Here is a 21954-nt window from a genome sequence, read left to right as displayed (position 1 = left end):
GATTGGTGTCCACGCCGATGACCTCGTGCCCTGCATCGGCGAACTGCACCGCCAGCGGCAGCCCGATCTTCCCCAGTGCCACGACAGCTGTCTTCACAAGAGTCCTTTCGAGGAGCTTTACCCACATCACAACGGCTCAGTCGAGTCGACCTTACTGCCCGATCGCTGTAAGCCCGTCGTGCCGCTGTGGTTCCTCACCGTCGTATTTTCCTGTTCACATCATCGTCGTCCCGCGTCAACGCTGTTGTCACCTCCCGCGTCGGCCCCGCCCGGGTGGTCCGCCCCCCGCCCCGATTGTCCACATACTCTCGCGCATGGACAGGCCTCAGCCCTCTCGAACGGACGCTAGGGTAAGGAGGCGTGAAGGATCCCGCCGACGACACGCCAAGCCGGCGTGGAGCACGCGTCCGCCGACGGCGCATTCTTGCGCTCACGACATACTCGTTGGTGCTGGTGCTCGCAACCGTCGTCGCAACGCTCGCCATCGAACGAGGAGGGATCGACAGACCGCCAGGGAAGCCGCCAGAAGCTGCAACCACTGCTAGGGAGTCGCCGACAGCAGTGCAGACCTCCCTCACGTTCGGTGCCCAGGACGCGGAACTGGAGACGGTGACGGTCCCAGCCGGCACGGCGAACAGCGCTCTCATCAGTTTCGACCTCAAGATCAATCGATCACCCGTGGCCTCGCCGCAGGCTGCCCTCGTCTCTGCGCGCATCGACTGCTCAAGCGACGGCAGGCAGGTGCAGATGTCCGCGAGCGGAAAGGTGAGCACGAACGTCCTCCTCGCACGCGGCGGCGAAATTTCTGGACAGGCACTTGCGCCGCCTACCGATGAGGAGATGACATGCTCCCTCCGCGCATCGGCTCCGTTCATCAACGCACCGAGCGACGGCGTCGACTCGCTGCCGGTCTCCGTCTCCCTCGATCTGGGAGCGACGGACCGAGACCGCCACCTCGCACTGCACCGTCTCGACGATGCGACGCTCGTCGAACCTGGAGCAGAGCTCACTGTGCTGAGCCTGCAGGTCGACGACCCACGCTCGCTCGACTCGATAAACTCGACCGTGCGACTGACTTCCTGCACCGTGGTCGGCGGCTCCCGGGACGCCGGGGAGAACAAGTGCCAACCGTCGATGACGGGCACCGAGTCCTCAACTGTCGGAATACGAGTCATCGCTCGATGGCTCGACGAGGACGGGGCCATCGAGTCGACGTCGACGTACTGGGACGAAATCCTCGCCATCGACCACGACACGCATCACGTGCCGTGGAACCTTCGCCTGCAGGGCATGGCGAGCAAGGTACCCGACAACGCTACAGCGGTCGTTCTGGTGGTGCAGGTCGACAGTCTCGCAGGCACACCGGTCGTCGTACACGCCGATGGAACGGACGCGGTAATCTCGACCCTCCCCTAAGGTATCCAATCGGTCCTCCGCGGTGCTCAAGGTCCAGCACCAAACGCTCCGCCGACCGGTCTCCTGCAAAAATCCCAGGGCAACACTTCCGCGAGAGCGAGCAATGGACCACGACTCCGTACCCTTCTCGACGCCGGGGCCGAGCAGCCACCGCAGCAAAGACATCCGTGAGACGTACGAGCGGATCACCCGAGAGGGGCTCGAGGTGATGGGCGAGCAGATCAACTCCGAGCCAGCCTATACATCGAACGTTAGTGGGCATCTCGCCTGGGACGTCTCGCTCCTGGTCCGCGCCGCCTGCGCTGCATGGCGAGCCACGGCCGATCCGGTACACCTACGGCAAGCCGCTTCCTGGGCCCAGCACCTTTGCGAACGAACAGACGTCGATTCCGGGACCAGGAACTGGCGCGGACGAGTCGGGAACGCCTGGTCCGCAGGACCTAGGTACACCGCAGCGACAGCACCGCTTGGATCGATAGCAGGGGTTCCTATACAGATTCAGGCCGCCGCCGACGCCATCCGGATCGAGCGCCCCACTACGGGCACCGTCACGGTCCACGCCATGCGCGACGGCTCGACGATCTGGTCGTCACCCGAAGCCTCGGTGAAGCCCGACGCTCGCTCATATCTCCCCGACGTCCTTGCGGAGAAGAGCGCCGTCCATGCGGTGCTGCTCCGGAACCTCCCTGCACCCATCGATCTCTCCGGTCTGGAGGCTCGGGACGTGCGGCTGGTGCCCCAGTTCGCACCACATCTCGTGCACACAGGGATGATCACACGATCCCTGCTCTCTGCCGCCCAAGCACTCGATGCGGCAGGCCCTAGAACCCCCGGCGCGGACGTCACGCCAGATGACCTCTTCACCACCGCCGAACGCGCTCTCGCCGAGCACGACCAAGAAATTCGCACCTTGTCCGGACAGTCGTGGTATATCACCCCCGAGGACTTCCCAGGGCGGCGCCTCGGCCTTGACCTCCCCCACAACCACATCGTCGACGTGGCAACGTCGCTCCTCGTCATCGGGGACCGTCGGGACGACAAGAGTCGTCGAACCCTCGGAGCGTCGCTCACGCGCCGCTTCACTCGCGAGATCGACGCCTACGAAGCCGGCGTCATCCGGCATCCGTGGTTCTACTATCCCGTCGACAGCGATATCTTCTTCGGCGTCGAGCGCGAAAGACCGCTGGCCGAGCGTCGCGTACGCGCCGTGCGCCGAGCCGAAGACAGCTCACACGCGACAATGCGTGTCCGTGCACTAGCGGAGTGGCGGCGCATCGACAGCAAGCTTGTCGAAGACGCCACGCTCTCATCAGTCGCCCTTTCCTTTCGGCGCCACTTCATCGCGGTCACAGACGGAATCAGTACCCTTCGGTGGCTCCCTGGCGACGCGAACGACGCCCCCCGTCAGGGATACGCTGACACCTACGCTGGCGCATGGGGAGCGCTCGCGCCGTGGGACCGCAGTATCAAACGGCGGATCAACTCGATCGCTTTCCAACATCCCCCATCGGCGGTCTTCGGCGCAACGGTGCTCTCAGCCGCCGAGATCCTTGAGCTCAATTCCTGAAGGGCTACTTATGTTTCGCCGCGTCGAAGCGCTCGAGCATGATCCTCTCGTCCTGATACTCCGGGATACTCGGCCAGCGCTCGGGGTATAGCTTCCACTTCTGCTGATAGTGAGCGAGAACGCTACTTCCGGTAGCGTCTACGATCTTTCCCAGCGTATCCACATGGATCCAGTGATATTGATTGAACTGACGACCCGCTAGCGTCTTGCGAAAATTCGTCGGGTAGGCGACAAGTTCAGCACATTCCCATGGGATTGAAACGTCGAGAAAGTTTCTTCCCGACACGAGTGCATGCCTCGCGACGAGTCGGTAATCGTCGACCGGGACATGGTTGGCGAGCGGAGAGTAGCGACCGTCGGCAATTGCCACCTCAACCGAGCCCGCGGCAGATGCATCAACATCGAGGTGTATACGGTTTGGGGCCGGCCACGTCAGTCGGCTCAGCGAGATCGCGAACTCGGCAGTGGTGCCGCTCCGGATCCGGAGCGGGCCTTTCCTGAGAGCTTCACCTGCAGGCTCCCCCGGCGATGCTGCCCCGAAGACGCCGACGCCCGGCATCTCGATCTCACACCCATCCACCGCCACATCCGCACCGACGGCGGTCACTCGTATCGACGCCGTGCCCGTGAGGCGATAGCGTGAGTTAGCGATCTCGGGGACGTCGTAGAGAGGAATGAGCTCCTCGAGCCCTTTCACTGATCTCTCGAAGATGCTCCATGCCCGGTCTCCGCCATCACGCCTCGCATAGTCCCCGAGAATGCAGGTTGCAGTCGTCCAGCCGTTCAGTGTGCAATCGGGTATGGGCGATGGGTACTCCTCGATGATCAGACCGCCGCTCTCCGTATAGCGCGCCACCCCACCTTCTTCTACAGGCACCTCCAGGCTCGCCACGATTCCGGAGAGGACCTCGTGAAACCGCTCTGTGCCGGGCAGCGCAAGCAAGCGCCTGAACGAATCCACGTAACGCGCCTGTGTCAGTCCGCTATAGAAGGTCTCCTTACGCAGAGAGACTGCCGTTCCCTGCTGACTGTAGAGGAACGCCAGGGCTCCATCACCCACGGAAGACATCTGATCCGCCGCTGCATCGGCAACACGCATGACCGCATCGAGGAACACGGGATCGCCGGTCTCTCGATACTGCGCCATATAGTCGGAGAGCACGTAGGGGCCGTAGATCGGGTGAGCCTGAAGGACGTCACCTGCGCGGCGGCCCGGATACCCATTGGGCAAAAACTCGATCCGATAGTAGTTCCAAACCGCTTTTCGCGATGCCTGAAGGGGGGGAAGGCCGACGTCGGCCTCGTTGGTCATATACTCCGGCGCTGCGTTCATCAGAAACCACTCTCTTACTCCAGGCCATCTTCGGCGAATCCGCAAATCCCGGTACAGACCGGACCCCCCTGCTACGGACACCCCCAGTCCGATACGGAAAATCAGCCGAAGAAGAAGTCCATAATGTCACGGGCAAGGCTGTAGGCACAAGCTTCAGTATGTCACTACCGCCCTCCGAGGCGTCGCGATATGGATTTCCAGCGCCTACGAACCTCGGACGCACGGCTCCCGCGCCCATTGCCGAGACGCGCATATAGCTCAACAACGCGACCTTCATAGTTTTGCCAACTCTCTGCGGCCACAAACGACGCGCAATTCCGCCGCATTGTCGCGAGGTCCTCGCTCGAGAGTTCGTTGACCGCAACGGCAATGTCTCCAGGGTCGAGGGCGCGGTCAATGGTCAGGCCGATGCCGTACCGATCGATCTTCCTTTTCATCTCCGGCATGTCACTGGCCAGGACAGGAACGCCTGCAGCCGGATACTCCCACAGCTTGTTCGGCGAGCAGTATAAATGGTTCAATCCGGTGTTCTCGTACGGGATCGTTCCGAGCGTGGCGCCGGCCGTCCAACTGAGCAACTCGTCATGCGGAGCACCGGGGACCATCGCAACGGGTGCGCGCCCCTCACCACGACCAGAGGTGCGGTCGGCGTAAGCCCGGATCTCGGCTTCGAGCTTCCCCCACCCCATGAAAACCAAGGACCAGTCATCCCGAAGCGAACGCGAGGCCTCAAGGAGGGCAGGAATCCCTCTGCGCAAAGAGTACCCACCCTGGAAGAGAAGAATTTTCTGATCCCTGGCCAATCCGGCTTTATCGTGAAGGCGACCATCATACTTCGCCCGACTCGCACGTTCAACAGCGTTCGGCACGAGAGCAGCTTCAGGGAGCTCTGGATATTTGTCTCTATAGAAGTCGGCAATACTTTGGTTAAGCGTGATAAAGCCGTCAACGTGCCTGACATTCTCCCGAATGATACTGGAATTGACTAGCGCGCGTGCCGGCTCGATGCTGGCGAGATCCTCATAAATCTCGTGTGCATCCCAGATGATCGGGCACTCAAACGCCTTTTTGTACTCTGCCGCGGCGGTCAGTGCCAGGTGGTCGTGAATGTGAACGAGCTCGGGATCGAAGTTCGCGCGGACAGCCTCGAACAAGATCTCGCCCTGGATCCTGAACGACATCCAGATGGAGCTCTCCTTGCCTTTCGGTAAACCGTCGCGCTCGATCCTCGCATGAACGTCCGAAAGATCACGATGCGCCAGATGTACAGGAATACCATCGGGGAGGACGAAACGCTCAGAATCGTCCGCCGTCAGACCGAAGAGTTTGACGTCGTGCCCTCGTGCCTGCAGCGACGCCGCACCCTTCAGGACACGCGCGTCATGCTTGACATCGTTGTGGACCACGGCCGCGATGCGGATGGCCTTCTCCTCTCGTCCCAGACCTGGATTGGCGTATGCCAGGCCACCTTATGCCACCCGTCATGCTACGCGTCGGGCAGGGCCTTCGGGCCATCGATCGTTCTATATCGGGGCAAGATTACTTCTCCGCTGGCCACCGATCATGGCGGTCAGCCCACGCCGGACGCCCTGCCCAAGACCAAGCGACTGATCTCCGACACTAGTATTTCGCGCTCCGTTTCCCAGGAATTTTCTCGACCGAACTGCTCCGCGTTCGTTCGGTACGTGGCGTACTGCTCCGGATCAAGAACCCGGCGCACGGCAGAGGCAAGGGCATCCGGGCTAAACGGATCGTAGACAGCACCGCAGGCCGCCGTGCTCACGATCCTCCGTAGCTCAGGTAAATCGGACGCAACAAACGGGATGCCAGCCCCGGTGTACTCGAAGATCTTGTTCGGTAGCGCATACTGGTTGTTTCGGGAGACGGGCTGGTACGGGATCACGCCGAGGTCGGCGGACGCCGTGTAGGCGGGGAGTTCGCCCGGCTCGACAGCGGGGAGCCAATGGACCCGGTCGCTGACCTCGAGCGTTCGAGCCAGCTCCTGGAGCTCTTCGAGCATCTTGCCCTTGCCGATCGCCACGAGATGCACCTCAGGAGGGAGATGCTCGACTGCACGGACACAGACATCGAGGCCCCGCCCCGTCATGAACCCCCCTTGATAGAGGAGGACCTTCGCGTCCTGCGCAATACCCGCCAGCGCCCGCAGGTTCATCGGATTGCGCCTCACCGACTCGGGTACGGCGGGAGCACTGTTCCTCAGGACCGTGCCGTGCACTCCGTAGCGACGTGCGTACTCGTCGCGGATGGTCTCGTTGACCACCACCACAGAATCTGCGCGCCGGATGTAGTGCTTCTCGACCGGCCACAGTAGCCTGCGCTCATAGGGCTTGAGGGTCGTGCTTTCTAGGTAAAGCTCATGGCAGTCGTGCAGATGCGGGACGCCGAGACGTTGCGCCGCGATACTCGCTCCGACGAGACCGGGGAGGTCGGAGCTGATGATCAGGTCCGGCTGGTGACCCACGATCCGCGCCGGGGCAAGGCGCCAGAACTCGGCGAAGCGGTTAACAAGATGAACTTGTTTGAGCTGGTCCCGGATCAGCAGTTCCCGTTTGTTCCGCGTGGAGCGCACGAACTTCGTGAGCTCTTTGTCGGCTTTTCGCCACCGTTGCCTCACTTCACGCAGAGCCTCCTGAGCCCGAGGAGCCGTCAGACCGCGCACCATCAGGTCCATGCCGGGAAGGTCCGTGGACGTCCACTCCGGCACTCTGTTCACGGGGCTCTTCGCGGCTCCAGTGTGCCCCTTCTTCTGCAGATCCCACTTCGCTTGGCGTTCGTTCTTCTTCCTGGTCATCCGTGACTGGTAGCGGACGGCCAATGAACGCACGTCGACGAAGTCGGAAGACAGGCGGGGACTAGACAACCCTTGGAAGAAGTCGTCGCGAGGCGTCGTGTTCACCACGACCACTTGTGCGCCGAGTTCCAGGAGGGTCTGGATGTTCCGTCGGATCCGCCCGGCAATCTGCGGCTTCATGGCGACGACGACGACGCGGAACGTCGGCGCTACGAAGCCGCTCGACCCCGGTTCCGGAGCTCCTTGATCAGTAGTCACCAGCTGATCATCGCCGGCGGCCCGTGATTCGTCCTCCGAACTCGAGTCGCCCCGTGGCGCGGCAGTGGGGCCGGACTCGCGCGGGCGTGCCCGGGGCAGAGTCTCTCGGACACCGCCCGATCGCCGTTCGGTGGCAGACTCGAGTGAGGGGTCCACCGGCCCTCGGTATCCCAGCTTCCGGTATACCCGGTAGTACTCCTCGACGTTCGCATCCCACGAACGGTGGGCGCGCACCCAGTGCGCAGCACGCACCCCCAGTCCACGGCGCTTTGCCGGGTTCCCGACCAGTTCCACGATCTTCCTCGCGAGATCCCGCGGGAACCCAGCACGGAAAGTCTCGGTGGCCCCCGATTGGTCCGCGATCTCCTGCAGCGCGGCGACGTCCGAGAGAATCACTGCCCGGCCGGTGGCGAACGCCTCGAACGGCTTGAGAGGGGTGACAAGATCAGCCACCGGGGACTTCTTCCTGGGGACGACGAAGATGTCGATCAATCCGTAGTAGCTCAGGATGTCGTCGTGGGGTACCGAGCCCGTGAAGATGACATTGCTGATCTCACGGTCGGCCACCCGCTGCTTCAGAGCCTCTAGATCGCTCCCATCCCCCACGAGAAGGAGCCACATCCGCTGGGAAACCCGTTCCGACGCGATCTGGTATCCGTCGATGAGTGTATCGACTCCCTCGTACGACACCATCGAGGAGACGTACCCGACCACCAACGCGTCCTCGGGTATGCCGAGTGCGTCCGCGAGCTCCTGGTCGCGATCCTGCACCGGGAAGGAGTCTGGGTCCACCGCATTAGGAACGATCGAGACGTCGTCCGTTCCACCTTCCGGCGTCGACGCCTCAAGTATGTGTTCCCGCATCACACCCGCGAGCGTGAAGTTGTGGTGAACGGCAGATCGAGCGACTTCCTCAGCATGTTTGCGCAGCGAGTACGCGGCGGGAAGCCCGTACGTCTCGAAGATGTTCCGCGAGTCTAGTTCCCACGAATACTTCGACATCGTCCGACTGAGCCAGGACTCCTCCCAGAAACCGCGAGTCTCATAGGCGGTCGGAATCCCGTAAGCGGCTCCGACGGCATGCACGATCAGTGCATTGTAGAAATCCGAGTGAGCGTGGAGAACGCTGGGGCGGAGTCTTCGCACGAGCGCAGCAAGCTCACGAACGTTTACCCGAAGCCACTCATCGATGGGGATATCGCCACGCACAGGGCCGGGGAGAAGATGGTAGTCGACGCCCTGATACTCGTAATGGGTCGCTTTCTCCACTCGATCCGCAGTGATGCCGGACTGTCCGGCGACCGCGACCCGCAGGCCTCGGTTCAACTGCGCCCGAGCTGTGTAGTGCGTTCGAATGGTGTACCCGGATTGCGTTTCAGGGAGGACTTTGCCCACGAAGTGTAGGATCGGGCCCGAGGCGTCGTGCGCCTGAGCCGCCGGCACATCGGTGTTGACTGACATCGGATGGGCGAGCAAAGCGAGCTCACGGTCGAGCTTGGCGACGGCCTTCCGATCACCCGGGCGATGAGAGGCCTCGGCAACGCGCTTGAGGACCATCGACGCGTGGTTCAGATATCCCGTGGCCTTGTAGAAACGGTAGAGAGCACGCAGGGTGCCCAGGTCCAGCCGGCGAAGGAGATCGTAGCGAGTGATCAACGGGATGACTTCGAGGAAGCGGTCCTCGGAGAGGTAACGCTCGAAAAGGTCCGCCGCCTGTGTCACGGTGAGGAAAGACCGCGGATGGCGACCGAGCCGAAGCGCAGTCTGCGTGCCCAGTTGCCACGCGTCCTGTGCCGTCTTCCCAACGGCTGCCAGCTCGGCACGCGCCGGTTCGTCCGCTCGGGATTGGGTCTCCTGCACTGCTCCGTTGAGTCGAGCGATCTCCGTGGCCATCGTGTTTGCGAGATTGGCGAGCTCGTCATGGACCGGGTCAAGGAAGCCGTCGGGGACTCGACGGCGAAGCACACGAACCGCCCTGGTGAGCGTCGCGACCTCGGCCTGGAGGGCGTCGAGCTTCGCGGCCTTCATTCGTCGATCTAGCACGCCGATACTCTTGCGCGCCCCCTCGAGGTCGGCACGAAGATTCTCAAGGCGATCGTCGCGTTCGGCGTCCGCGGTCGCTCGCATCGATGCTTTGTCGGCGTCCCGAGACATTCGCGCTTCGATGTTCCTCAACCGGATCGACGTACGGTCCGCGTCCCTGGATACTCGATCGGCAAACCGTGCGACCACCACTGTCACACCGACTGCCAGGAGAATCCCGAGGATCCCTGCCGCAGCGGCGGTGATCCACGACTCCGCCATGACTGCCGCCACCAGGAGAACGACGAGCAGTGCCGACGCTCCCCCACCTGCGATCGCGACCGTTCGCATCCCTGCTCGCATGTGCCATCCTCTTCTTGTTGTCGCATCACGTGACGGCTGTACACCGCTCCGTCTGGTGAGGCCGCCCTAGTCAGCGAAGTCCTGCGGTCGACCACCCTCGGCGAACTTCCATTTGATCGCAGCGAGCGTGCGTTCCGCGGCCCGCCCGTCGCCGTACGGGTTCACGGCATTCGCCATTCCGCGGTACGCCTCCTCCGAGTCCAGCAACAGCGAGACCTCGTCGACGAGACGCTGCTGGTGTGTGCCGATGAGCTTCACCGTACCGGCGACAACCGCCTCCGGACGCTCAGTGTTCTCACGCATGACCAGAACGGGCTTGCCGAGGCTCGGCGCCTCCTCTTGAACACCACCGGAATCGGTGAGGACGACGTCTGCCAGGCTCAGCGCCCGTGTGAACTCGGCGTACGCGAGCGGTTCGATGATGAAGATGTTCTCTAGACCCTCGACGGCGGGGCGGATCGCAGCCCGCACCTTGGGATTCCTGTGGATCGGAAACACGATCGTGAGTTCCGGGTACTTCTGTGCGAGCTCCGCCACTGCTTCGCCGATACTCTCCATCGCACTGCCGAGGTTCTCACGACGGTGAGCGGTCACGAGCAGGATGCGACCGGCAGTCCCAGCCTCTTTGGCCTCCTGAAGCGCCTCGAGACGCGGATCTTCGAAGTGGACGTCCATCGTCTGCGTCGCGAACAGGAGAGTGTCGATGACGCTGTTCCCGGTGACGACAATGTCATTCTCACTGATGTCCTCGCGGGTCAGGTTCGCTTTCGAGGTCTCGGTGGGTGCAAGATGGAGCGCCGAGATTTGGCTGGTCAGCCTCCGATTCGCCTCCTCGGGGAAAGGCGAGTTAATGTCGCCGGATCGCAGTCCGGCCTCCAGATGGATGACTGGGACCTGGCGATTGAATGCAGCGACAGCGGCGCCCATCACCGTGGAGGTGTCTCCCTGCACGATGACCGCATCGGGGTTCTCCAGCTCGAGGATCTCGTCGATACCGCTGATCACCCGCGCAATGATCCCGTTGAGGGTCTGTCCACTGCTCATGATGTTGAGGTCGTGGTCCGGCACGATCTCGAACATGGTGTTGACCTGGTCGAGCATCTCACGGTGCTGTCCGGTCACGACGATGACGTTCTCGAGGCCATCTGCAGTATCGATGGCCTTGATGATCGGCGCGACCTTGATCGCCTCAGGGCGCGTGCCGTAGATGGTCATGATTCGGAGGGACACAGGAACTCCTCGTGATTCGCGGGATCGACGTCAGTCTGCCGCATTGGGGAAGACGGTGGATGGGAAAGACTTCTTGGGGGACTGAGAGTGCTTGTCGTATATGCGAGTGAAAGGATCAGGTTCAAGCTCCGGGATGCTCCGATTCCGGACCGATTCTGTTGGTGTCTGCACAAGAAGCTGCGCGGCGCGACGCGTCTCCTCACCTTCCAAGACCGCATCCCGCAACAGACCGGCGGCCTTCTCGTCATTGCCCTGAGCCAGGTTGTGCGCGAACCAGCGGTACTTCCGAGCGACCTCCACGGCGTCTCCGTCCTGGACTACTCTGCCACGCTCCATCCAGATCGCACGTGAACACATGCTCTCAATGGTCTGGGCGGCATGATTCACGAGGAACACCGTGCCGGCCTTCGCAAGCATTTCGTCCATGGCGCGCTTCGAGCGTTCTGCGAATGTGGCATCACCCGTTGAGAGCGCCTCGTCGATCATAAGAATCGACGGATCCGCCGAGAGAGAGATCGCGAACTTCAGTCGCGCTGCCATACCCGAGGAGTAGGTGCGCATCGGCAGGTCGATGGCGTCCCCAAGGGCGGAGAGCTCGACCACGTCTTCGAAGATCTCCTCGGCGCGTTGCGGGGTCAGCCCCATGGCGAGAGCCCCAAGCTTGACGTTCTCTGCGCCGGTCAAGTCGGGCATGAGCGCCGCGCTGACTCCCAAGAGCATCGGTTTCGCGGAGGTGAGAACCGTGCCTGACGTTGGGGCCTCGAGGCCGGCTAGCACACGCAGCAGGGTCGATTTTCCTGAGCCGTTACGCCCGATGACCCCAATGAACTCACCCGAGCGTGCAGTGAAAGAGATCCCGCGCACCGCGGCGACCGAGACCGTGTGCTTGCGCCGCAGCCGTCCCATGAAGTTCTTCCGGGGCGTGCGGTCTGTGCACGGCACGTGGTACCGCACCCGTACATCGTGGGCGACCAAGGTCACCGGTGACTGTTCCGGCGCGACCCAGCGCTCGGGCTGGTCGTCGCGCTGGGGCCGCGAGCTGTCGGGATCAGCGGTCGTCGCCATAGGTCGCCTCCCCTTGCCAGAACACTAAGAACCCGACGATCAACAGGGCAAAGGCCCACGCCCCGAAGACCAACCATGAGTTGAGCGCCGGCACCTCATTGTCGATCAGCACCTCGCGATACATCTTCAGCATGTGGTAAATCGGGTTCGCTAGTACAACCAGGTCGATCCAGGGATTGTCGAAGCGCTCAAGAAATCTCTCGACCGGGAAGATTACGCCCGAGCCATACATCAGAAATCTCCCGACCACCCCCATGAGCTGGGCGGTGTCGGGGACTACGAACCCGATACGAGCCATGAGAAAGGACACACCCAAATTCAGGACCGTCTGGAGCAGGAGGATCGGGGCCACCAGAAGCCAGGCGAGGCCCGGCATCTCGTGGGGCGGAATCACCATGATCATGATCAGCACGACCGGGAGGGTGAAGCGCATCTGGAGCGCGTCACGGATCTCGGTGGAGATCGGCAGCGAGGCGCGAGGGAACGAGAACGCTCGGATCATGGCGGCGCCGCCGCGAATAATCCCTGGTCCCTGGCTGATGCTGCGCATGGTGGACTGGAACATGAGGACGCCGATCACGACATACGCGGCGAAGTTCTCCACGCCACCTCGTGCACCAGTAATGATCAACCCGAAGACGACGAAGTAAAGCGCCGCATCGAGGATAGGCCGCAGCACGAGCCAGACGTTGCCCAGCCTATTTCTAGTGTTCTTTGTGGCCAGGCGGTGACGCGAGTCCATCCAGATGAAGTGGCGCCGCCCCCACAGCTCTCGAAGGTAGTCACCGAGCTTCGGACGCACGCCCACCGGGCCAAGGCCCGCCGTCTCCACGCCTTGCTCGTCGAGGGCACGCAAGATCCGCGGAACGCTCTTGACATCACTTGCCACGCGCTGCTCCTTCTCGGCGTTCGGACGCCGCCTGGGTGTACACCGCGTCATATCGTCTCACCATCGCGCTCCAGGTCCGTGACGCCGCAAGCGAGCGTCCCTTCTCCCCCAGTTCGTCGCGACGGGGCGCGTCCGCCCATAGTGCGTGGATCTGGGTCGCCAGTGCCTCGGCATTACCTGCCGGAGTCAGCAGGCCCGCGAGGTGTCCCGTGTCGTCGGTTATCGTCTCCCGGAGCGCTGGCAAATCGCTCACGATCACTGGCCGGCCGAGAGCCATGGCCTCGACCGGCTTCTGAGGCGTGACCGTCCGCGCCACCTCGACATCCCGCCTCGGAACTACGACAACGTTGAGCGCCTGCACCCAGTCGCGCGCGCGATCCCGCGGGACCCGGCCGGGCATCAGAACGCGATCCTCGATTCCGAGTTCACGGGCGAGCGTTCGCAGCGCGGGGGCGGCGCTGCCGTCGCCTGCGATGGCGACATATAGCTGCTCACGCAAGGCGGACGGAGCCGAATCCTCGGTGAGCAGCAGCGCGACCGCCCGCAACAGCGTGTCGAATCCCTCATAGTCCACCAGTGCACTCACGGCGCCGACCATGAACGAATCCCGCCGCTTGAGGCCTAGGAGCTGCCGCGCTTCTTCCGGAGTGACATGGTCCTCCAGCAGAGACTCGTCGACTCCATTCGGAACGATCGCGACCCGAGAACGATCGACACCGTGCCGCTCGAGATCCGCGGCCATGGTCTCGCTAAGGGTGACGACGGCGTCCGCCTCAGCGACGAGCTCGGCCCTGCGCGCGGCGATAAGCCGCGGTTTCTCGGACGTCGCAGCGAACTTGCGGCCCTCCGCCGTCGCCAGGGACGCGATCCACGTCTCCTCCATCAACCCTCGCACCTCGAGCACCCACGGCAAACCGGTCACCTCCGCGACTGCTTGCGCAACCAGCGCGTTGTAGTAGTTCGTGGTCGCGTGCAGAATATGCGGGCGGAACTCCTCGACCAGGGCGAGAGCCCGTTCCACTTCGGCGAGCAGGCGGTCCTCCTGCGTCCGAGGTAGCCGTTCGGGAAGAGTGCGCACATATCGGATGCCATCGACCACGTCCTCCTTAGCAGCGGTCGGAAGCCCCACCATGACCGGATATCCGGTTCTCGTCAGCGCCACCGATGCGATGCCCTCACCGGACAGAGCGGTGAGAATACGATGAGTACGCAAGGAGTAGCCGGACTGGGTATGCGGCAGAGAATTCGTAACCAGACAGAGTACCCTGGCCGGCTTTTCCAATAAAGATGCACGCACCGGGGTCGCTCGCTGCGACACAGGGAGGCGATATCCAGGCTGCAGCAGCTGCAACTCGCTACGCAGACGCTGCGCGTACCGGGTGCGTCCCTGGCCAGCTTTCTCCAGAATCGTGACCGCCGCGGTGAACTGACCACGCATCCACGCGGCACGCGCGCGAGTACTTGCCGGCGCGTTGGTCGAGATCAGATCTGCGCGGTCCAGTAGGACGGCAACCTCTCCGCGGAGTGCGGACCGGGACCCCGTGGAGCGCTCGAGCAGTTGTGCCGAGGTTCTCCCGTCACCAGCCATGAAGGCACCCAGCGCCGCGACACCCGTTCCGCCAGGGATCCTGCGACCCACGTCGAGGAGGCCTTTGCCGACTCTCACCCGCGCCCAGAACGGGAGCCTTCGGCTCGCTTGCACCGCGAGCAACGCAGGATCATCCACAAGGTGCTGGAGACATGACTGGACAAGAAGACGCGCATTGCGAACGGTCTGGCGGGGGCTGGGCACGGTCCCCCTTCCGGAGAACGTATGACGGACACCTGGGGATACTACCGATGTTGCGCGCCTTTCATCAGGCAGACCGGCTCACACTAGACAGCACGGTCTGATGACCCACGGCGCCCGTAGGCGTTGGGCACCGACACGCGGATGCCATCCCTTTCGAGTCACGCCAGAGCCATCGGTACTTCGGTGGGGCGCTGTCGGGCCTGGATCGGCGCCTAGCGTTCAAAATAGCTTTCCGGCTCACACGGCTCCGCGCTCGTGTCCCTTGTCAGATGTGACGCCACTCCGGCGCATATACCCGAGGCTATCGGTTCCTATGCTGTTGGAGACATCGGCGATCCATTCCCCGCCTTCCGTCCAGCCCGCCAGAACCACCATGCCGGCAGCCGGGAAGCCAACAGCCAAGTGATCATGAGGATCTTGGTGTCCCGCTGGGCGGTCTATCCGGGTCAGACTGCCCTCTGTACTCACCGCCCATACGCCCGTGACGGGATCTGCGTGGCCAGCTTGCCGCCGGAGACGTCCAGCAGGGTGCCGGTGATGTAGGAGGCCTGGTCGCTGGCGAGGAAGATCAGCAGGTTCGCGACGTCGTCCGGGGTCTCCCAGCGGCGCAGGGAGAGGGTGTCCAGCAGCCGGTCCTGCGCCTCGGTGGGCATCTCGGCGAAGCCGTTCATGGCGGTGGGCACCATGCCGGGGGCGTAGGCGTTGACGGTGATGTCCCACGGGCCCAGCTCCGAGGCCAACACCCGGGTCAGCTGCACCACGGCGGACTTCGAGGCGGAGTACGCGGCGCTGGCCACGCTGGGGACGATCGCCGCGAACGAGGCGGCGTTGATGATCCGTCCGCCGCCGGCGGCCTGCATCAGCGGCGCGACCGCCTGGCTCATGAGGAACACCCCGCCCACGTTCACGTCCATGCAGGCCTTCCAGCGGGCCCATTCGATGTCCGCCACCGCGCCCTCGACGTTGATGCCGGCGTTGTTGACCAGCACGTCGATGGTGCCGTGGCGGCCGGCCACCTCGTCCACCGCCGCCTGGACCGACTCGGGATCGGCGACGTTGCACACGACCTGCTCGACGGGCAGCTCCTCACCCTGGCCGTCCTCGACGCCGACTCCCTCGGCCGGGTCGGGGAAGGCGAGGTCGAAGGCAACCACCCTCGCGCCCTCGGCGGCGAAGCGCTGGGCGATGACGGCTCCGATGCCGCGCGCCGCGCCGGTGATCACGACCACCTTGTTCCTCAGATCCAGCTCCATCGCGTCGTCCTCTCCGCAGCCCGTCGCCGCTGGCTCGCTCTCGGCATGCCCCGTCGGCAGACCGTCCCAAAAAGCATACTATTGAGATCGGGCGGGCCACCGGAGTCGCCTCCGCGGCGTCCGGGACCGATCCGCACAGCCCCGAGCAGCCACATAACAACGTCACATCCCTGATGACGACGGCACGACGAGGAGACCCCATGACTGGCACAAACGCACCCGCCCTGTGGATCACCGGCGGAGGCAGCGGCATGGGCCGCGCCGTCGCCCGCGCCGCGGCAGCCCTGGGCTGGGCCGTCGCCGTCAGCGGACGCCGCCGCGAGGTGCTGGACGAAGTGGTCGCCGAGATCGCCGCCGACGGGGGCGAGGCCCTGGCGCTGCCCCTGGACGTGCGCGACAAAGGCGCCGTGACCGAGGCCGCCCAGACCGTCACCGACCGCTTCGGGAGCCTGGATGCTCTGGTGCTCGCCGCCGGCCAGAACGCGCCGCAGCGCCGCTGGGACAATCAGGACATGGGCGAGTTCGAGCAGATCGTCGGCACCAACCTCACCGCGGTCGCCACCGTCATCGACGCCGCCCTCCCCCACCTGCGTCAGAGCAGCGGCACCGTCGTGGCGATCTCCTCCTACGCGGGCTGGAGCTTCCAGCCGGGCGCGGGCGTGGCCTACTCCGCCTCCAAGACGGCCGTCTCCTCCCTGATCCGCACCCTGAACCAGCAGGAGGCCGCCCACGGCGTGCGCGCCTGCCACCTGTGCCCGGGCGATGTGGCCACCGACTTCCTCGAGCAGCGCCCGCAGGTGCCCGACGCCGCCGCCCGCGCCGTCATGCTCACCCCGGAGGACATCGCCCGCACCGTCAGCTTCGTGCTCGAATCCCCCGCGCACGTGCGCATCGACGAACTCGTCGTCTCCCCCGTCTCCCAGGCCTGAGCGAGCCGGGATGGCCGCGGACTCCACCGCCTTCGAGCGCGCCCTGGACCAGTTGGGCCGCGAGATCGTCGCCGGCGAACTGCCCGCCGGGCACGGCGACACCATCGACGCCCTGGTCCAGCGCACCGGCGCCTCCCGCAGCGTGGTGCGGGAGGTGACGCGGGTGCTCGGCGCGCTGGGCATGCTCAGCGCCGGGCGGCGCGTGGGCCTGCGCGTGCTGGGCCGCGAGCACTGGGACGTGCTGGATCCGCGCGTGATCCGGTGGCGGCTCGAGAGCAGCGAGCGAGACCAGCAAATCGAGGAGCTGCGGGCCCTGCGCCTGGCGATCGAGCCGGCCGCCGCGGCCGCCGCCGCCCGGGCCGTCCGCAGCGGATCGGCCAGCACGGACGAGCTCGAACGGGCCGTGGCGGCGATGCGCAGCGCGGCAGGCGAGCCCGAGGCGACCGCGTTCCTGCAGGCAGACCTCGCCCTGCACGCCGCGGTGCTCGACCTCTCCGCCAACAGCATGTTCGCCCGGCTGCGCGCGGTGATCGACCAGGCCCTGCAGGAGCGGGCCGTGCGGGAGCGGGCCCACCTGCTGCCCGATCCCCACGACCTGCAGCTGCACGCCGAGGTCGCCGGCGCGATCACCGCGGGCGAGGCGGAGGAGGCGGCGGCAATGATGCGCCGGATCGTCGAGCGCACCTCGCAGGAGGCGTCCGTTCGTACGGACAATACGGAGGGTCGACATGCGTGAGCACTAAGCCAGGCCCTGGGGACTGGCCGCTCCCGCGCGCGCCTCAGGATCCCAGCAGCGCCCGGGCCAGCGGCTCGTCGGCGATCAGCACGTCCACGAGGCCTCCGCGCACCGCAGCGCGCACAGCGTCGGCGCGATGGGCGCCGGCGCAGGCGCCGATCACCGACGGGATCCCGCGCAGTTGGTCCAGGCTCACCCCGAGGATGTGCTCGTCCACGCCCACGTCGATCGCCTGCCCGTCGGCATCGATCACCCGGCCGGAGATGACCGCGGCAGCACCAGCCGCAGCGGTCGCGCTCACCAGCTCCTCCGGTAGCAGGGGCAGGATCGAGGAGCCCTCGCGGGTCCAGGTGCCGATCCCCACCACCGCACGGTCGGCGTGCATGGCCCGATCCAGCACTTTCGCGATCTCCGGTGCGCGCCGCAAGGCGGCCGCGGTCTCTCCCGTCGGCGCCACCAACGGTGCATAGATCGGGTGCGCGGTCCCCTCGGCGACGCGGGCGACCTGACGGATCACCTCGACCGAACCCACGCGGTTGCCGGGAAAGGTGAGCGCGCCGGCCAGCTGGACCACATCGCATGGCGCCATGCTGCGCAGCTTCCCCGGTAGCGCTTCGACGATGCGGGACCAGACGATGCCGAGGGTCTCCCCCGCACGCACCGTCTCGGAGAGGTACTCGGCCAGGCCGGAGGCCACCGCGTCGATGCTCGGGGTCAGAGCGGTGCTGGCGCCGCGGTCGACCACGATCACTTCGCTGATGCCCAGGGCGTCCCGGACCTGACCGGCCAGGTCGCGGGCGCCGGGATCGTCATCGGCGACATGGATGGTCACGAGGCCGGAGTCGCGGGCGTCGGCCAGTACGCGCGCGACCTGCCAGCGGCTGAGGCCGGTCTGGCGCGCGATATCGACCTTCGAGCGGTCATGGAGGTAGTAGGCCCGGGCCACGTCGAGCACGAGAGCCCTACTGATCGAGTCGGTCCTGCGCCGTGTATCCACCACGCCCCAACTGTCGCACATTTGAGCACGGCGATGAATGCGCGGTTGCGCGTCGTTCGACACGCTCCTACACTCGCACCACCATCCGAGCAGATTCAATAACGCTCACATGTGCATTACGTCCCCGGGCTCAGAGGAGAGTCCGGAACCCGGTCGCCGTTGTTCACCCGTCGGCCGCCCGCCGGTCCGGCACCGAGGCCACCGGCTCCAGCAGCACCATCCCCGCGGATTCCTCCCCACGAAGCGAACCCACGCGTCACCCATCCCCGTGACCCCGACCCCACGAACCCGACCCATACGCGGCATCAGCCGTCCCGACAGAAAGGACGACATGTCCCAGGACCGTCCCAACATCGTCTTCGTCATCACCGATCAGCAGCGTTTCGACACGATCGCCGCGCTCGGCCACGAGCACGCGATCACTCCGAACCTCGATCGGCTGGCGGATTCCGGCACGTCGTTCACCAACATGTACGTGACCGCGCCGTCCTGCGCGCCCTCGCGCGCGAGCCTGTTCACGGGGCTGTACCCGCACACCACCGGGGTGCTGAAGAACAACGATCCGTGGAGCCATTCCTGGGTGCAGCGACTCGCGGAGACCGGGTACCGCTGCGTGAACGTCGGCAAGATGCACACCTACCCGTACACCGCGAGCCTGGGGTTCCACGAGCGGCACGTGGTCGAGAACAAGGACCGCTCCAATCCCACGCTTCCGTTCTTCCTCGACGAATGGGACAAGGCGTTCCGCGCCCGCGGGTTGGTCAAGCCGGATCGGGCGACCAAGTACCGCGCCCTGGAGGACTACAGCGAGCGGCTGGGCGCCTTCGAGTGGGACTCCCCCGACGACCTGCACGTGGACAACTTCGTCGGCGGGCTGGCAGCACATTGGCTCGATGTCTATCCCGGCGATGAGCCCTTCTTCCTGCAGGTCGGGTTCCCCGGCCCGCACCCGCCGTATGACCCCACCACCTCCGCCCTCGAGCAGTACGACGGCGTCGAGATGCCGCCGGTACACGACTCCCCCGAGGATCGGGAGAGCCAGCCCTACGCGGTGAAAGACCTGATCCGCGACAACCTGGAGGTCGACCACGACGGCATCGTGCACCTGGAGAACCCCACCGCCGACCAGGTCGCCCGCCAGCGCCGCCACTACATGGCCAACGTGACCATGATCGACGAGCAGGTCGGGGAAATCATGGCCGCCCTGGAGCGGCGCGGGGTGCTCGAGGACACCGTCATCATCTTCACCTCGGACCACGGCGACTGCCTCAACGACCACGGCCACATTCAGAAGTGGTCCATGTACGAGCCGAGCGTGCACGTGCCCGCCCTGATCGCCGGACCCGGAATCCGCGAAGGACAGCGGCTCGACGGTTTGACGTCCCTGTTCGATCTGGGGCCGACGGTGCTCGAGCTGGCCGGGATCGCCCCGCCGCAGTGGATGGAGGCCCGTTCCCTGGTCCCGGCCCTGCACGGCCAGGAGTACGCCGGTCGCGAGTACGCCTTCTCCGAGCACGCCCAGGACATGGTGCTGCAGAAGACCGAACTGATGACGATGGTGCGCGACCGCCGCTACAAGCTCGTCGAGTTCATCGACCACGAGGACGGCCAGCTGTTCGACCTCGAGCAGGACCCCCACGAGATGGCCAACCTCTGGGACGTCCCGTCGGCCCGGGCCGAGCGCGATCGACTCTCCGCGGTGGTCTCCCGCTGGCGGGCCGAGAGTGAGCTGCACACCGCCGGCTGGGCAGCCACCGTCCTCTGACCACCGCACGTCCCGCCCCCCATCCACCAGTTACGAAGGAGTAGCGACATGTACCGCAGATCATCCCGAGGCCTGATCGTCCTGGCCGCCACCGCGGCCCTCGCCACCACCACCGCGGGCTGCGCCCAGAACAATGCCTCCGGCGAGGGAGGCTGCGACACCATCACGATGGCCGTGCCCTATCCCCCGGGCGGCAGCTCCGACACCGTAGGCCGGGCTCTCGCGGACGCCGCCACCAAGAACTCCGACGTGCGGGTGGAGGTCACCAACCCCACCGGAGCCAACGGCACCGTCGCCGCGACCGAGATCGCGACGCAGCAGCCCGACCCGTGCCAGGTGATCTACCTGCCCAACGGACCGTTCGCCTCCATGCCGTACTTCCAGGACGTCCAGTTCGAACCCTCGGATTTCCGCGGCATCGCCGCGGTCAACGAGGAGCCCATCCTGCTGGTCGTCAACGCCGACAGCGCCTGGCAGAGCATCGATGACCTGCGCGCCGAGAACGGGCACCGCTTCACCTATGCCAACTCCGGCACCGGCAGCTACACCCAGCTCTCGGTCGCCCAGACGTTCTCCCTGCTGGAGAAGGATGCCGAGGGCATCCCCTTCGACGGCTCCGCCCCGGCGATCACCGCGCTGCTCGGGAACCAGGTCGACGCCGTGGCCGTCCACCCCGGAGAGGCGATGCAGTACCTCGAGTCCGAGGACCTGCGGGCGATCGCCGTGTTCAGCTCCGAGCGCATCGAGGCCCTGCCCGACGTCCCCACCGCGGCGGAGCAGGGCGTGGACGTCGAGCTGTCCGTGTGGAAGGCGCTCTACGCCAACGCCGAGGTTCCCGACGAGGCCGCCGCGAAGCTGGAGGACATCTTCACCCAGGCCCGCGAGTCCGACGGGGTGACCGAGTCCCTGAAGACGCTGTATTCCGAGCCCTCGAGCGTGCCGGCCGACGAGCTGACCGACAACCTCCAGGTGGAGTACGACGAGAACGGGACGACCTTCGCCGAACTGGGCCTGATCGATGAATGAGCAAGCCTCGCACGGCGCGCTACCCGCAGCCGAGCCGATCGACCCGGGAACCGAGGCCGGCGCCGCCCCGCCGCGGCAGCGCGTCCTGAAACCACTGGGCGCCCTGGTCCTCGCGGCGGTCGGGATCGGGGCGATCGCCTGGGCGCTCAGCTTCGGTGTGGGCACACTGCAGCGCCCCGGAGCCGGACTCTGGCCGCTGACGCTGGGCGCGGCGCTGACCGTCGGCTCCGTCATCTTTGTGGTGTTCAACCGCGACGGGAAGGAAGGAGCGTTCGGCCGGGAACAGCTGCACGCACTCCTGGCCGTCGGCTCGATCCTCGCCTTCATCCTGCTCTTCCAGTACGTCCACTTCATCGTGGCTTCGCTGGTGCTGCTGACGGGATGCCAACTGGCCGCCGGCGCCCGCAAGCCGCTTCAGATCGCACTGACCTGTGTGCTCGCGACGGCCGCGGCGTGGGTTCTGTTCTTCGTGATCCTCGGCGTCTCCGCCCCGCTATGACC

At 65.2% G+C, this 21954-nt stretch carries 16 protein-coding genes; 7 read left to right on the top strand and 9 right to left on the bottom strand.

Translation table 11 applies throughout. From position 1 onward, the window contains the following. The first annotated feature begins 360 nt into the window (after positions 1–360). Both ACFQRD_RS07485 and ACFQRD_RS07480 read left to right on the top strand, forming a co-directional pair. A complete protein-coding gene (locus tag ACFQRD_RS07485) occupies positions 361–1416 on the top strand; it encodes a hypothetical protein (RefSeq protein WP_377803647.1) in 1056 nt (351 codons plus the stop codon). 103 nt (positions 1417–1519) lie between these two features. Beyond that, positions 1520–2983 (top strand): hypothetical protein, encoded by a 1464-nt coding sequence (locus tag ACFQRD_RS07480; RefSeq protein WP_377803646.1) that lies wholly within the window; start codon positions 1520–1522, stop codon positions 2981–2983. 4 nt (positions 2984–2987) lie between these two features. Here ACFQRD_RS07480 and ACFQRD_RS07475 read toward each other — a convergent pair whose 3' ends face one another. The 8 genes from ACFQRD_RS07475 to ACFQRD_RS07440 form a co-directional block, all read right to left on the bottom strand. Then, positions 2988–4316 carry a D-glucuronyl C5-epimerase family protein gene (locus ACFQRD_RS07475; protein ID WP_377803645.1) on the bottom strand — a complete coding sequence of 443 codons (1329 nt, stop codon included), beginning with the start codon at positions 4314–4316 and terminating at the stop codon, positions 2988–2990. 164 nt (positions 4317–4480) lie between these two features. After that, a complete protein-coding gene (locus ACFQRD_RS07470) occupies positions 4481–5722 on the bottom strand; it encodes a glycosyltransferase (protein ID WP_377803644.1) in 1242 nt (413 codons plus the stop codon). A gap of 164 nt (positions 5723–5886) precedes the next feature. Further along, on the bottom strand, positions 5887–9771 hold the full coding sequence (locus tag ACFQRD_RS07465; protein WP_377803643.1) for a glycosyltransferase: 3885 nt from the start codon (positions 9769–9771) through the stop codon (positions 5887–5889). 66 nt (positions 9772–9837) lie between these two features. Then, on the bottom strand, positions 9838–10986 hold the full coding sequence (gene wecB / locus ACFQRD_RS07460) for a non-hydrolyzing UDP-N-acetylglucosamine 2-epimerase (RefSeq protein WP_377803642.1): 1149 nt from the start codon (positions 10984–10986) through the stop codon (positions 9838–9840). A 45-nt stretch (positions 10987–11031) separates the two neighbouring features. After that, positions 11032–12066, bottom strand: a complete 1035-nt coding sequence (locus tag ACFQRD_RS07455) for an ABC transporter ATP-binding protein (RefSeq protein WP_377803641.1) — start codon at positions 12064–12066, stop codon at positions 11032–11034. Continuing rightward, positions 12050–12955, bottom strand: a complete 906-nt coding sequence (locus tag ACFQRD_RS07450) for an ABC transporter permease (protein WP_377803640.1) — start codon at positions 12953–12955, stop codon at positions 12050–12052. Before ACFQRD_RS07450 ends, ACFQRD_RS07455 begins: the two co-directional genes overlap by 17 nt. Continuing rightward, complete coding sequence (locus ACFQRD_RS07445) at positions 12945–14747, bottom strand: glycosyltransferase family 4 protein (RefSeq protein ID WP_377803639.1); 1803 nt, start codon at positions 14745–14747, stop codon at positions 12945–12947. Before ACFQRD_RS07445 ends, ACFQRD_RS07450 begins: the two co-directional genes overlap by 11 nt. Before the next feature lie 464 nt (positions 14748–15211). Further along, the gene (locus tag ACFQRD_RS07440) at positions 15212–16000 is read right to left on the bottom strand and encodes an SDR family NAD(P)-dependent oxidoreductase (RefSeq protein ID WP_377803638.1); all 789 of its coding nucleotides are present in this window, start codon (positions 15998–16000) and stop codon (positions 15212–15214) included. A 200-nt stretch (positions 16001–16200) separates the two neighbouring features. Here ACFQRD_RS07440 and ACFQRD_RS07435 point away from each other — a divergent pair, with 200 nt between their 5' ends. Together ACFQRD_RS07435 and ACFQRD_RS07430 are read left to right on the top strand one after the other, a co-directional pair. After that, positions 16201–16929: an SDR family oxidoreductase gene (locus ACFQRD_RS07435; RefSeq protein ID WP_377803637.1), complete on the top strand. Its 729-nt coding sequence runs from the start codon at positions 16201–16203 to the stop codon at positions 16927–16929. Positions 16930–16939: 10 nt separating this feature from the next. Further along, the gene (locus ACFQRD_RS07430) at positions 16940–17665 is read left to right on the top strand and encodes a FadR/GntR family transcriptional regulator (RefSeq protein WP_377803636.1); all 726 of its coding nucleotides are present in this window, start codon (positions 16940–16942) and stop codon (positions 17663–17665) included. 43 nt (positions 17666–17708) lie between these two features. On the opposite strand, the gene ACFQRD_RS07425 is transcribed toward ACFQRD_RS07430, so the two are convergent. Next, a complete protein-coding gene (locus ACFQRD_RS07425; RefSeq protein ID WP_377803635.1) occupies positions 17709–18620 on the bottom strand; it encodes a sugar-binding transcriptional regulator in 912 nt (303 codons plus the stop codon). A gap of 373 nt (positions 18621–18993) precedes the next feature. On the opposite strand from ACFQRD_RS07425, the gene ACFQRD_RS07420 reads away from it, so the two are divergent. Genes ACFQRD_RS07420 through ACFQRD_RS07410 form a run of 3 tightly spaced genes read left to right on the top strand, consistent with a single transcriptional unit; the run spans position 18994 to position 21952 of the window. Then, positions 18994–20427, top strand: coding sequence for a sulfatase (locus ACFQRD_RS07420; protein WP_377019637.1), 1434 nt, complete (start codon positions 18994–18996; stop codon positions 20425–20427). A 48-nt stretch (positions 20428–20475) separates the two neighbouring features. Further along, entirely contained in the window at positions 20476–21453 is a 978-nt protein-coding gene (locus tag ACFQRD_RS07415; protein ID WP_377019638.1) for a tripartite tricarboxylate transporter substrate binding protein, read from the top strand. Beyond that, on the top strand, positions 21446–21952 hold the full coding sequence (locus ACFQRD_RS07410; protein ID WP_377019640.1) for a tripartite tricarboxylate transporter TctB family protein: 507 nt from the start codon (positions 21446–21448) through the stop codon (positions 21950–21952). Before ACFQRD_RS07415 ends, ACFQRD_RS07410 begins: the two co-directional genes overlap by 8 nt. Positions 21953–21954: the final 2 nt, after the last annotated feature.

Source organism: Brachybacterium sp. GCM10030268, from assembly GCF_042666305.1.
GTDB lineage: Bacteria > Actinomycetota > Actinomycetes > Actinomycetales > Dermabacteraceae > Brachybacterium.
The sequence above is the reverse complement of the archived record's forward strand: the minus strand, read 5'-3'. Positions and strand labels throughout refer to the sequence as shown.

What these genes read in the sequence shown, in the direction of transcription:
- ACFQRD_RS07430 (WP_377803636.1), top strand. Translation starts at nt 16,940, where the DNA reads ATGGCCGCGGACTCCACCGCCTTCGAGCGCGCCCTGGACCAGTTGGGC.
- ACFQRD_RS07440 (WP_377803638.1), bottom strand. Translation starts at nt 16,000, where the DNA reads ATGGAGCTGGATCTGAGGAACAAGGTGGTCGTGATCACCGGCGCGGCG.
- ACFQRD_RS07475 (WP_377803645.1), bottom strand. Translation starts at nt 4,316, where the DNA reads ATGAACGCAGCGCCGGAGTATATGACCAACGAGGCCGACGTCGGCCTT.
- ACFQRD_RS07455 (WP_377803641.1), bottom strand. Translation starts at nt 12,066, where the DNA reads ATGGCGACGACCGCTGATCCCGACAGCTCGCGGCCCCAGCGCGACGAC.
- ACFQRD_RS07465 (WP_377803643.1), bottom strand. Translation starts at nt 9,771, where the DNA reads ATGCGAGCAGGGATGCGAACGGTCGCGATCGCAGGTGGGGGAGCGTCG.
- ACFQRD_RS07435 (WP_377803637.1), top strand. Translation starts at nt 16,201, where the DNA reads ATGACTGGCACAAACGCACCCGCCCTGTGGATCACCGGCGGAGGCAGC.
- ACFQRD_RS07415 (WP_377019638.1), top strand. Translation starts at nt 20,476, where the DNA reads ATGTACCGCAGATCATCCCGAGGCCTGATCGTCCTGGCCGCCACCGCG.
- ACFQRD_RS07410 (WP_377019640.1), top strand. Translation starts at nt 21,446, where the DNA reads ATGAATGAGCAAGCCTCGCACGGCGCGCTACCCGCAGCCGAGCCGATC.
- ACFQRD_RS07480 (WP_377803646.1), top strand. Translation starts at nt 1,520, where the DNA reads ATGGACCACGACTCCGTACCCTTCTCGACGCCGGGGCCGAGCAGCCAC.
- ACFQRD_RS07420 (WP_377019637.1), top strand. Translation starts at nt 18,994, where the DNA reads ATGTCCCAGGACCGTCCCAACATCGTCTTCGTCATCACCGATCAGCAG.
- wecB (WP_377803642.1), bottom strand. Translation starts at nt 10,986, where the DNA reads ATGACCATCTACGGCACGCGCCCTGAGGCGATCAAGGTCGCGCCGATC.